An 11,979-nucleotide genomic window follows, 5' to 3' on the forward strand; every position below is an offset into this window, starting at 1 on the left:
GGCGCTGGCAATTAAGCGCTCTTGCGGCGATCTTCACCATCATATTCCATGTCGGTTGTTTCGCGACGGTCAAGTGGACCACGGCGCAAGGACATGATGAAGTCGGATACTTCGCTCTGTAGTGTTGCTGCATCAGCATTCATGCGTTCTGCTGCGTTGAGTACAAAGTCGGCAGCCTGACCGGTTTCCTTGGCATTGTCGGACACGTCATTGATGTTGGAAGCCACTTGCTCGGTACCGGCATAGGCTTCTTCAACATTCTGTGCGATTTCAGCAGTCGCAGCACTTTGCTGCTCAGCAGCTGCAGCCACTGCAGAGGTGATCTCTTCGATCTGGGCAATGGTATTCGAAACGTTGGAGAAAGCGCTAACCGCTTGCTTGGTGGCACCCTGAATTTCCTGGATTTGCTCGGAGATTTCTCCGATGGCCTTCCCGGTTTGACCGGCCAGATCTTTCACCTCTCCGGCAACAACGGCAAAACCTTTGCCCGCTTCACCTGCGCGTGCTGCTTCAATGGTGGCATTCAATGCCAGCAAGTTGGTTTGCTCGGCAATGGCGGAGATCAACTCAACCACATGGCCAATGGTATCTGCAGCTCGAGAGAGCGAATTGATTTTCTCTTCACCTTCCTGAGTTTGTGACACGGCCTGTGCGGCGATTTCAGCTGAGCGTCCAACTTGATTGCCAATTTCTGCGGAGGAAGCAGACAATTCCTCAACTGCTGCAGAGACTGTCTGAACATTGATGGATGTCTCATGGGACGCTGAAGCTACGATGGATGCGCGTTCATTGGTGCTGTTCGCGCTCGATCCCATACTGTTCGCGGTCTCACTCATCTGTTGACCAGCTTCGCCAAGATTGGCTGCAATGACCTTGGTGGCTTCTTCGAAATGAGATGTTTTTTCAGCAAAGTCCTGAATGCGGCTCTGCACAGTTTCAACAGCTGCATTGAGCTGATTGGAGTAAGCCAGAAAACCACCATGCATACCGCCAAGCAGGATGCGACGATAATAGCGGTTCCGTGCCAGAGCAGATGTGGATGCCACAGCTTCTCGCATGAAGGTGTCCGCATGATCGGCAGCATAATTTGCCGCGGTCATCAGATCGCGAATGGAGCCTTTGTCCATATCTTCATCAGTGCGGGCCTCCAGATCACCTTGACCTAATTTACGTAAGGTCTCAGTTGCATGCACAACCGAGCGTTCAGTTTGAAGCGTAAAGAATGTGGAACCAAGAATGGCGATCGCAGCAATGCCTGCCAGTGCATAGGCCAATATATCGGTGATCAGGAAATGTGAGAATATAGCACCCAAAATCAGAGCACAGGCCGTAAGCGCAAGATATCGGCTTTTAGAGAGTGAGGATAAATTGGTCATACGACAAGCCCTTGTTCTTTAGCAGATCGGTCAAATAGTCGAAGCCCTTCTCAAGGCCGTTCTTACGATTGTTTTCACTCGTTTCAAGGCGTATCAGATCCCGATAAAGTGGTTCGATTACCTCATTCAGTACCTTGCGATCCGGACATCGGCGAGCAGAGTGAAAGCCCACAACATCGCCATTCCCATCATAGGATGGTGTGACGTGAGCAAAAACCCAGTAGTGATCGCCATTGCTGGAGAGGTTTTTCACATATGCAAAGATCTCGCGTTTGGCTTGCAATGCCTCCCATAGGATTTTGAAAACGGTACGTGGCATTTCCGGATGACGCACACAGCTATGGGGTTCTCCCAGCAGATCCGCATTGTCGTATCCTGCAATGTCTCGAAAGATTTCGTTGCAATAGGTAATGCGGCCCCGAGTGTCTGTCTTGCTGACCAGGATTTCTCCTTCATCAAAAAAACGTTCCACTCCAGTTGGTGTCAGAGATGTGGACACAGATATTCTCCAATATTGGCCAAAACTGGTTTTGGGAACTGTCCCAAGCAAAGATTAACCAAGAGTTGAAAATATAAAAAAGACAAGAGCTTGAGTGAAATTGCCGCGGGAAATGATAAAATCTATTTCTATATAAAAATACGTAATGGAATGGCGGTAATATATAGCTGAAATAGGAAGAGGCTCGTTGGAAATCTCGATAATTGGGTAGGGCTTCGATATTTAGGTGTATTTAGAAACGACAGATATTAGTGTGAAGAAAATTGAACCTATTTGCCAAGCATCGCGTCAAATAAGAAATGCGAGAATCTCTGTAGATATTCTATGGCTCTCAATCAGATGAAAGAGGTTTCATCATGCAGTAGTACATTTGTCCGATTTATGTTTGAGTAATCGAGGGATATTCAGAAGTGACAAGGGTCAGGATAACTTGTTGGTCGAGCATTCAGAAGTAGATGACAAGCAAGCAATTGCAAGAGACATATCTATTAACCGCTTGGCGATAGTTTCATGCTAACGTCACCCGCAAAGATTGTTTGATATTAAACCAAAATTGGTATCCCGGTGGGCGTATAGTTGGGATAATGGGGAAAAGTGGGATGAACAAATCAATTGCCATGCTGGCTCCGCTAATGTTGGGAGCTTTTTCGATTGGTGCAGTTGCAAGTGAAACAGGCCTTGCCGCAGATACCTCTGCCAAGCCGGACTTGCGTCCAATCCAGATTATTGTTTCGCGTGCAGACCAAAGATTGCAGGTTTTCAAAGGAACGGAAGTGATCGCAGAATCACACGTTTCGACAGGCAAACGTGGACATACGACTCCGACAGGAGTTTTTTCTATCCTGGAAAAACGCCGTAGGCATTTCTCCAATCTTTACAATAATGCGCCGATGCCCTTCATGCAGCGCCTCACTTGGTCGGGCATTGCATTGCATGCTTCAAACAGCGTTCCGCGCTATCCAGCCTCCCATGGTTGTGTGCGGCTTCCTAATTCGTTCGCCAAGACCTTGTTCTCGCTCACGAACCGTGGTGCGCATGTCGTGATAGCCGAACGCGAGGTGGCCCCGAGCCCAATTCAACATAATGTATTGTTTCAACCCGGTATTGACCAAAGCGACATCAAGCCTTCTCTTGAGGAAGATAGCCAAGGATTGGAAATGCGTCTGTTGAGCCGCCATGCATTGCACGGTTGGAAGGCAAGACAGAAAAAAGCTCAAAAGCGCCACAAGACGCTCAAGCCGGTCCGCATCCTGATTACACGCCGCTCTACCACGACACTGGTTCGTGATATCCAGAATGAGCTAAATGAACAAGGCTATGACGCTGGTGCAGTTGATGGCATTGCCGGGCGCAATACCATTGCAGCTGTTCGTCGTTTTATCGGAGAAGATAGTCCGGCAGAAAAAGCACACTGGAACGGCAAATTTGACCGCCCATTGTTGCAAGCTCTGTATAGCAGGGCGGGCAAGGGATTGGTGCCCGAAGGCCACATCTATGTGCGCCAGAAATTTAAACCACTCTTCAATGCTCCCTTGCGCTTCAAGGATCCACAAAAGCCGCTGGGTGCGCATCTGTTTACGGTCAGTGAAACCAATGATGCACGTACCAACGCCAATTGGCTGGCATTGAGCCTCGGTGACAGCATTCATCCGAACATGCAAAAACGTGTGGGGATCGAGGCTATTGAACAAGATGATGGATTGGTTGCTGCAGAAGCCGTGCTGGACCGTCTGATCATCCCTCAAGAAGTGCGAGATCGCATTGCTCCGCTGCTGATTGCAGGATCCTCGCTGGCGATTTCAGACAAAGGGAAAAGTCAGGAAACCACCTATCAGGGTACCGACTTTATAGTACTGACAAAGCCCAAAGGACCCGACAAGAAGAAAAAGGGTTTGAGGGAAGTGGCCAAACGCAATTGAACCACTGCCATTCGAAAAAAAGGCCGCCAGATTGAACTCTGGCGGCCTTTTTGTTCTTAAGATGTGGAGTGAAACTCATTCGGCGGCAAACTGATCGTCAAAACTATAGCCAGATCCTCGCACGGTGCGAATGGGATCTTTGGCCTTGCCACGATTGATGGTCTTGCGCAGACGCCCCACATGGACATCAACCGTGCGTTCGTCCACATAGACATCATGTCCCCAAACGCCATCCAGCAGTTGTTCGCGAGAATAGACCCGGCCAGGATTTTGCATCAAAAATTCAAGCAACCGATATTCGGTTGGCCCGAGATTGATTTCGCGGTTGGCACGCTTGACACGGTGCGTTTCGCGGTTCAGTTCCAGGTCGCCTGCTTTAAGTGTGGTGGCGACAAGATCCGGGCTGGCGCGGCGCAACATGGCGCGAACCCGCGCCATCAATTCCGGCACTGAGAACGGTTTGACGACGTAATCATCTGCACCGGTTGAAAGGCCTCGAATACGTTCGGATTCCTCGCCGCGTGCCGTGAGCATGATAACGGGTAGCTTTTGTGTTCTTGGCTTGGTTCGTAACCGGCGACATAGTTCAATGCCGGAAAGGCCGGGCAACATCCAGTCCAGAAGCAGCAAATCAGGAAGTGTTTCATGGAGACGGCTTTCAGCCTCGTCTCCGCGAGAAACCACCTCCACATGATAGCCCTCAGATTCAAGATTATAACGCAGAAGAAGGCTAAGGGCTTCTTCATCTTCCACAATCATGACACTCGGAGTCATCAGTCCAAATCCAGGTGTTCGTCTTCTTTAAACTGGCGATCCTCAAGAGGAAGGCCGGTATTCAGATAGTAAATGGTTTCAGCAATATTGGTGACATGATCGCCAATACGTTCCAGATTCTTTGCACAGAACAGCAAATGCGTGCAGAAGGATATGTTGCGCGGATCTTCCATCATATAAGTCAGGAATTCACGGAAGAGAGAATTGTAAAGCGCATCCACTTCGCGGTCCTTATGCCAGACGGCAATGGCGGACATGTCGTCACGAGCTGTATAGGCATCCAGAATGGTACGGAGCTGAGCAAGGGTCAGTTCGGCCATATGTTCAATACCATGCACCAGCTGCTTGGGCTGGTTCTTGCCTTCCAGAGCCAATGTACGGCGGGCAATATTCTTACCCAAATCGGCAATCCGCTCCAGATCGACAGAGATGCGCAAGGCAGAGACAATCTCTCGCAAATCCTGTGCCATTGGCTGACGACGGGCGATGGTCAGGACGGCTTTTTCTTCAATCTCCTGATCCATGCTGTTGATGATGACATCTTTCTCGACAGCTTCCGCTGCCCCTGCCATGTCCATCAGAACAAGGGCCTTGATGCTGTCTTCGACCAACCGTTCGGCACGCCCACCCATTTCTGAGATCTTGCTGGCCAACTCCTTCAGGTCTTCATCGTAAGATGTGACAATATGATCAGACATGTTTTGCCTCTCCTTCACACAGGAGGTCGGTCAGTGCATCAGGGGATGATGGAATGACGACCAATCCTGAGGATGTTTGCTAGCCAAAGCGGCCGGTAATATAATCTTGGGTCCGCTGGTCCTTTGGGGTCGTGAAGATCTGTTCGGTCTGACCCTCTTCGACAATGTTACCCAAATGGAAAAATGCAGTACGTTGCGAGACACGAGCCGCCTGTTGCATCGAGTGAGTCACGATGACGATGGTGTAGTTCTCACGCAGTTCATCAATCAATTCTTCCACTTTTGCGGTTGCAATGGGATCAAGTGCCGAACAAGGTTCATCCATCAGGATGACTTCCGGGCTCACTGCAATGGCGCGTGCGATGCAAAGACGCTGCTGCTGGCCACCGGAAAGACCGGTGCCAGGTTCATCCAGACGATCTTTGATTTCGTCAAACAGGCCAGCTTTTTGCAGGGATGAGACGACCACCTCTTCCATATCGGTCTTGTCGCGGCATAGACCGTGAATGCGTGGGCCATAGGCGATATTTTCAAAAATGGACTTTGGAAAAGGGTTGGGTTTTTGGAACACCATTCCAACCCGCGCCCGCAATTCCACGACATCCACTTTGGAGTTATAGATATTGGTGTCGCCCAACTTGATTTCGCCACCTACTTTACAGATGTCGATGGTATCATTCATCCGATTCAGGCAGCGAAGAAAAGTGGATTTGCCACAACCTGAGGGACCAATAAGCGAGGTCACCTGGTTTTCTTCAATTGCCAGATCCACGCCAAACAGAGCCTGCTTGGCGCCGTAATGGACGGTTACCCCTTTGCCAGACATCTTGATGGCGCGGCGCGGGGTAGCTTCGGCTGTTTTGATCGGTGTCATATCTTGCATGATCAAGGCCTTTTTCTAAAACGTCAAATCTTTCCTGCCAACTGGATCTACCAGCGGCGCTCGAACCGGCGCCGCAACAGCACCGCAGAAATGTTCATGATGGCAAGAAATGCCAACAAGATAAGAATGGCGGCTGAGGTGCGCTCAACAAAAGCCCGCTCTGCTTCACCTGCCCACATATAAATCTGTACGGGCAGGGCCGTAGCAGGCTCAAGTGGGCTGACTGGAATGTCCTTCACGAAGGCAACCATGCCAATCATGAGAAGTGGAGCTGTCTCCCCAAGGGCCTGGGCCAGACCAATGATGGTGCCAGTCAGGATCCCGGGGGAGGCCAACGGCAAGACATGGTGGAAAATGGTCTGCGTCTTGGATGCGCCAACCCCCAGAGCTGCTTCGCGGATGGATGGAGGGACTGCTTTCAAAGCAGAGCGAGTTGCGATGATGATAGTTGGCAGCGTCATCAAAGTCAGAACCAGACCACCGACAATGGATGCGGATCGTGGCAGGCCGGCAAAATTGATGAAAACCGCAAGTCCCAAAAGGCCGAACACGATGGAAGGAACAGCAGCCAGATTGTTGATGTTCACTTCAATCAGATCCGTCCATTTATTCTTGGGGGCAAATTCTTCGAGATAAATGGAAGCAGCAACTCCGATTGGAAGCGCCAATACCAGCACGATTCCCATCATGAAGAGTGAACCAATCACCGCAACCGCAATACCAGCCGACTCCGGACGGGACGAGGCACCAAAAGTGAACAAACCGGTATTGAACTTCTTGTCCATGATACCTTGATCAAGCATGGTATCGATCCAGACAATTTGCTTATCCTTGATCAGACGGCTTTTATTATCGGTCTCACGGGAAATTTGCCCTTTGACAAAGGAATCCACATTGCCGGAAGCAAGGATCCAGATCGTTTGGGAAGTACCGATCAGGTTCGGATCGGCCAACACCATGTCCCGCAGCTCAATGGCAGCGCCACGAGACAGGATCTTTTTGGCAAGTTTGCGATCTTTCTTTTGCGCCTTGTCTTTGGGATCAAGCCCAATCATCTCATAGAATGCGGGCTCGATGATTTTGTTATAGCGGATGGCTTTTGCCAATTGCTTTGGATCTCGATTGCCTGATGGATCGAGAATTTTCTCATCCAGTTTCACTGTGAGCTGAATTTTTGTCTGCTCAAAGGCGGTGTAGCCTTTGGTGATGATCGACAAAAACAACAAGGTCAGGAACAATAGGCCCATGGCAATCGCAATGACACCATAGAGTTTGAACCGTGCCTCTCGAGCATATCGCTTCTTGAGGCCATAGTCGCGCGGTTGATTTGCAGCAACTGGTGTTGCTGGGGAAACACTCAGATCAGTCATCAGTCATACTGCTCCCGATATTTACGCACGATATGCAAGGCGAAGACATTCAAGCCCAATGTGATGAAGAAGAGGGTGATACCGAGGGCAAAGGCCACCAGTGTTTGTGGTGAGTTGAACTCCAGATCACCGGTAAGCTGAGAGACAATCTTCACCGTAACGGTGGTGACGGCTTCAAATGGATTTGCAGTAAGATTGGCTGCGATGCCAGCGGCCATGACCACAATCATGGTCTCACCAATGGCACGAGATGCAGCCAACAGGACCGAGGCGACAATTCCGGGAAGTGCTGCCGGCATAACAACCTGTTTGATGGTTTCGGACTTGGTGGCACCAAGTCCGAGAGAGCCATCACGCAAGCTCTGCGGTACAGCACTGATGATATCGTCCGATAGGGACGAGATAAACGGGATCAACATGATCCCCATCACGAAACCTGCGGTAAGAACGGAACTGGCAGAAATGGTCAATCCAACAGCAGCACCAGCGTCACGCAGGAACGGCCCAACGGTCACCAATGCAAAGAAACCATAAACGATCGTCGGAATACCGGCCAGAATTTCCAGCATTGGTTTGGCAACAGCACGAACGGGACGAGTTGCATATTCCGCCATATAGATTGCTGCGAATAGTCCGATCGGAACCGCGACAAGCAGGGCAACCAACGAGATGAACATTGTGCCCCATAGCAACGGAATCAGACCGAACTGACCAGCTTCTACACCTCCCTCTGATGCTGCGGAGGAGAAACGCGGATCCCAGACTGTTCCGAAGAAGAAGTCGATCAATGGCACATGCTCAAAGAAATTCAGCGCCTCGAACAACATGGACAAGACAATGCCGACAGTCGTCAGAACGGCGATTGAGGATGCGATGATAAGACCAATCTTTATATTGGCCTCGACAAGATTGCGCGCCCGCAAAGCAGGACGAATCCGGAAATAGGAGCCAAAGAAACCGGCAAGCAGCAAAATTCCAAGGCCACCATAAAGCACGTTCTGCGTTGTTGACCGAGCTTCAATCAGACGGTGCCCGGCGCTGACAATAGGGGCGCTCACATCTTCCGCCAGAGCGACACCCTTTTGGGCCATCAATGGCCGGATGGCAACCAGACCAGCTTTCAGCTTGATCATCTCATCCTTGCTGAGCAAGGACATGCCATCGGCTACATTGCCAACAACCCCCTGAACGAGATCCTGGCGGGTCTCCAACTCACTGAATTCTTTGAAGTCGCGACAGATCTGGGGAGCGTCTTCATCACCTGACTTCAGGTTTGTGCCATCGTTGTTGGCCAATCTCAAGCTGAGCTTGCATTCATAATCATACTGATTGCTCAGATGATCGTGAATAATGGAGCGGTTGATGAAGGGTTGGGCCACAAGCAAGCAGGCCATGAACATGGCAGCCGGAATCGCTGTCCAGATGAACACATAGGAACCGTAATAGCCGGGTCGGGAATGGAGGACTGATACTTCGCCATGAACTGCGCTGATTGCACGCGTTCGACCAAGTATGGCACCAGCAAGTGCCAGAATAATGATTGCTGCCAAAAGCCAAAGAGGGCTCATAGCGACCTGCCTCTATACTTTGCGGTGATCGCGCGAAAAAAATGAACTCTGCCTCGCGTTGCCAAACTTGAAAAGTTCGAGACGTGCAGGAGAGAGTTCGACGATGCTGCCTGGGTGATCGAAAGACGATGTGCCTTTTGCATAAATTGCCAGCAGCAGGGTCCGAAGCAACAATGTCTTCTTCAAAACATGAGCTTCGTAATAAGAACCCTTGCGCAGTCAGAAAATAACCGCGCAAGGGGTAAAAAGCATGACCTTAAAGGGTCTTGCCTTTGGCGATTGTGTCGTTGATTTCCTTACGTTCGGCAGCAGGAGCAGGAACCAGACCATATTCGGCGGTTGGAGAACCTTCACCTGTCATGTCGTCAGACATGAAGAACTCAACATAGTCTTTCAGGCCAGGGATAACACCCAGATGAGCCTTCTTGACATAGAAATACAGCGGACGAGACACGGGATAAGTGCCATCAGCAATCACAGCGGCATTCGGGGCAATACCGGATACCGGAGCAACTTTCAGCTTGTCGGTGTTGTTTTCATAGAAAGCCAGACCGAAAACGCCGATGCCGGTTTTGTTGCTGTCGATACGAGCAAGGGTCTCGGTGTAATCGCCATCAATATCAACCGCCTTGCCGTCTTTACGTACTTTGTAGCAAGCTTTCTTTGCGGCTTTCTTGTCCAGGCCTTCGGCTTTGTAGAGGTCCATGGCACCGGCTTTCTTACAGCCAGCAGCAAGAACTTTCTTCTCGAAGACTTCACGGGTGCCGTGTTTTTCACCCGGGATGTAAGCTGCAATTTCCCAATCAGGGAAGGAAGCATCGACATCAGACCATTTGGTGTTGGTGTTGTCGACCAGCTTGCCGTCTTTTACGATTTTTGGAGCCAGAGCATTGAACCAGTGGATTGGCTCGAATTTGAAATCAGCGCCATTGATGTCGGACGCGAAAACGATGCCATCATAGCCAATTTTGACTTCGATGATCTCTTTCACGCCATTTTCAGCGCATTTCTTGATTTCTTTGTCTTTGATTTTGCGAGAAGCATTGGCCACGTCGATGGTGGATGGGCCAGTGCCTTTGCAGAATTCCTTCAGGCCAGCAGAAGAGCCGCCTGATTCAACGATTGGAGTTTTGAAGTCCGGGTAGTTTTCACCAAAAGATTCAGCAACGATGGTTGCGTAAGGAAGCACGGTGGAAGAACCAGCAACCTGAACCTGATCACGAGCCTGAGCAGCGGTGCCTGCAAGTACGGTGGAAGCAGCAAGAACAGCTGCGCTAGCAAAAGGTGCGAATTTCACTTGACCTCTCCATAAGTCAGTTTTCCGGCGATCACATGTCATTGGTCACTATCTGGACCGCCTGGCAATTGTGCCGATCATCTCAAATGAGCTGTATCGAACGAGACAACGGCACACTAATGTTGCCATGTGATGGGTATATGACAGTTATATTTCACTATTATGACAATTTAAATAATTGAAATATATGGAGATTTTTTGAAATTGTCTGTTTATGTGACATTATTCATGACTGGGAAGGGGGAGGCGCACCTGAAAGGTGGTTCCTTCACCGGCAACGGACTCGACCATAAGCCGCCCTTTGTGGCGAGTGAGGATATGCTTGACGATGGCGAGGCCAAGGCCAGTTCCTTTTTGCTCCCGGCTGGTTGCCACATCCACCCGATAAAAGCGCTCAGTCAGACGAGGCAAATGCTCTGCTGGAATTCCGGGGCCATAATCGCGAATTTTGATGGCATAGAACGGAGCGCCGCTGATTGCATCCTTGATGGGAGCTGAGGAAAGTAGGATTTTTTCGCCATCTCTGCCATATTTGATGGCATTTTCGACGAGATTTTCCAGAACCTGAACCAGCTCATCTCTGTCTCCCGCAACCATCTGGCGCTCAGATTCGTTTTCGATGTCCGTTTCAATTCTGACACCCATCTCCATTGCAAGTGGTCCCAAAGCATCGGCAACATGTTTGACGATCTTGACCAGATCCACTTTCGTTTCGGGATGGACATGGGCTTTCATCTCGATACGTGAAAGAGACAGGAGATCACTGATCAGTCGCGACATGCGTTCAGCCTGATCGAGCATGATGCCCAAAAAGCGTTCATGGGCAACCACATCGTTCTTGGCCGGTCCCTGCAATGTCTCAATGAAACCGATCAATGAGGCCAGGGGCGTACGCAATTCATGGCTGGCATTGGCCACGAAATCGGCACGCATGCGTTCGATATTCTTCTGCTCAGTCTGATCGTGAAAGAGCAGCAGGATAAAATCCGGGTTTCTGGCTTCGTCTTTTGTAGAGCGGGATTTGTCACGTTGCAGATTGATCGGCGTGAACCAGGCTTCATACATGCGTTCGGTGCGCAGCTTGTGTGTGAATTCGACTTTCTCGATGCTGCCACCGGCCATTACTGCTTCGAGGGCTGCGAGCATATCAGGTTGACGAATGCGAAAAGTAATTGGATCTCCCTCTTGCACATTGCCAAAAATATTGGTGCCGGCCTTGTTGGTGAAGCGAACGATACCACGGGAGTCCAGAATGAAGCAGGGATCGGGTAGGGCGGCTGCCAGCTTGCGCATATGCAAGTCTGGTACGTGAGTGCGACGGCGAGCCTGAACCTTGGCTCGGAGCCGTGTCACTTTCTTGCGACGCGGCAGGATCATGGTGACAATCAGAACAAGGAACATCACTGCAATGCCGCGCCAATATTGCTGATCGCCCTGTTGGATGATCCAGAACAGGCCCAAACCCATGGTCAATAGTGCCCATCGTGCATGATGAAGGCGATAAAGCGGGCCGGTTTCCAGCGAGCGGTCGGGCAAATCATTCAGATTGGCCTGCTGGCTATCGTGATGGGGGGCCTGCATTTCTTTCATAATCG

At 50.3% G+C, this 11,979-nt stretch carries 10 protein-coding genes; 1 reads left to right on the forward strand and 9 read right to left on the reverse strand.

Features of this window, described 5'->3' with window-relative positions; all coding sequences use genetic code 11:
- Positions 1-11 precede the first annotated feature (11 nt).
- Both CRO57_RS23555 and CRO57_RS23560 read right to left on the reverse strand, forming a co-directional pair.
- Positions 12-1,376, reverse strand: a complete 1,365-nt coding sequence (locus CRO57_RS23555) for a methyl-accepting chemotaxis protein (protein WP_097155987.1) — start codon at positions 1,374-1,376, stop codon at positions 12-14.
- Entirely contained in the window at positions 1,351-1,875 is a 525-nt protein-coding gene (locus tag CRO57_RS23560; RefSeq protein WP_097155988.1) for a PAS domain-containing protein, read from the reverse strand. Before CRO57_RS23560 ends, CRO57_RS23555 begins: the two co-directional genes overlap by 26 nt.
- Before the next feature lie 599 nt (positions 1,876-2,474).
- On the opposite strand from CRO57_RS23560, the gene CRO57_RS23565 reads away from it, so the two are divergent.
- Positions 2,475-3,794: a L,D-transpeptidase family protein gene (locus CRO57_RS23565; RefSeq protein ID WP_170956233.1), complete on the forward strand. Its 1,320-nt coding sequence runs from the start codon at positions 2,475-2,477 to the stop codon at positions 3,792-3,794.
- A gap of 75 nt (positions 3,795-3,869) precedes the next feature.
- Here CRO57_RS23565 and phoB read toward each other — a convergent pair whose 3' ends face one another.
- From phoB to CRO57_RS23600, 7 genes are all read right to left on the reverse strand, one after another.
- A complete protein-coding gene (gene phoB, locus CRO57_RS23570; RefSeq protein ID WP_097155990.1) occupies positions 3,870-4,568 on the reverse strand; it encodes a phosphate regulon transcriptional regulator PhoB in 699 nt (232 codons plus the stop codon).
- Complete coding sequence (phoU, locus tag CRO57_RS23575; RefSeq protein ID WP_097155991.1) at positions 4,568-5,266, reverse strand: phosphate signaling complex protein PhoU; 699 nt, start codon at positions 5,264-5,266, stop codon at positions 4,568-4,570. The genes phoB and phoU overlap by 1 nt, the downstream gene beginning before the upstream one ends.
- Before the next feature lie 79 nt (positions 5,267-5,345).
- A complete protein-coding gene (pstB, locus tag CRO57_RS23580; RefSeq protein WP_097155992.1) occupies positions 5,346-6,149 on the reverse strand; it encodes a phosphate ABC transporter ATP-binding protein PstB in 804 nt (267 codons plus the stop codon).
- A 47-nt stretch (positions 6,150-6,196) separates the two neighbouring features.
- Positions 6,197-7,519, reverse strand: a complete 1,323-nt coding sequence (gene pstA, locus CRO57_RS23585) for a phosphate ABC transporter permease PstA (protein ID WP_097155993.1) — start codon at positions 7,517-7,519, stop codon at positions 6,197-6,199.
- Positions 7,519-9,087, reverse strand: coding sequence for a phosphate ABC transporter permease subunit PstC (pstC, locus tag CRO57_RS23590; protein ID WP_097155994.1), 1,569 nt, complete (start codon positions 9,085-9,087; stop codon positions 7,519-7,521). Before pstC ends, pstA begins: the two co-directional genes overlap by 1 nt.
- A 256-nt stretch (positions 9,088-9,343) precedes the next feature.
- Entirely contained in the window at positions 9,344-10,384 is a 1,041-nt protein-coding gene (locus CRO57_RS23595; RefSeq protein WP_244580197.1) for a substrate-binding domain-containing protein, read from the reverse strand.
- Between the two features lie 222 nt (positions 10,385-10,606).
- Positions 10,607-11,974, reverse strand: coding sequence for an ATP-binding protein (locus CRO57_RS23600; RefSeq protein ID WP_244580198.1), 1,368 nt, complete (start codon positions 11,972-11,974; stop codon positions 10,607-10,609).
- Between the last annotated feature and the right edge of the window lie 5 nt (positions 11,975-11,979).

The organism is Cohaesibacter gelatinilyticus (genome assembly GCF_900215605.1).
Classification (GTDB): Bacteria; Pseudomonadota; Alphaproteobacteria; order Rhizobiales; family Cohaesibacteraceae; genus Cohaesibacter; species Cohaesibacter gelatinilyticus.

What these genes read in the sequence shown, in the direction of transcription:
- phoU (WP_097155991.1), bottom strand. Translation starts at nt 5,266, where the DNA reads ATGTCTGATCATATTGTCACATCTTACGATGAAGACCTGAAGGAGTTG.
- pstC (WP_097155994.1), bottom strand. Translation starts at nt 9,087, where the DNA reads ATGAGCCCTCTTTGGCTTTTGGCAGCAATCATTATTCTGGCACTTGCT.
- CRO57_RS23555 (WP_097155987.1), bottom strand. Translation starts at nt 1,376, where the DNA reads ATGACCAATTTATCCTCACTCTCTAAAAGCCGATATCTTGCGCTTACG.
- pstB (WP_097155992.1), bottom strand. Translation starts at nt 6,149, where the DNA reads ATGCAAGATATGACACCGATCAAAACAGCCGAAGCTACCCCGCGCCGC.
- pstA (WP_097155993.1), bottom strand. Translation starts at nt 7,519, where the DNA reads ATGACTGATCTGAGTGTTTCCCCAGCAACACCAGTTGCTGCAAATCAA.
- CRO57_RS23565 (WP_170956233.1), top strand. Translation starts at nt 2,475, where the DNA reads ATGAACAAATCAATTGCCATGCTGGCTCCGCTAATGTTGGGAGCTTTT.
- phoB (WP_097155990.1), bottom strand. Translation starts at nt 4,568, where the DNA reads ATGACTCCGAGTGTCATGATTGTGGAAGATGAAGAAGCCCTTAGCCTT.
- CRO57_RS23600 (WP_244580198.1), bottom strand. Translation starts at nt 11,974, where the DNA reads ATGAAAGAAATGCAGGCCCCCCATCACGATAGCCAGCAGGCCAATCTG.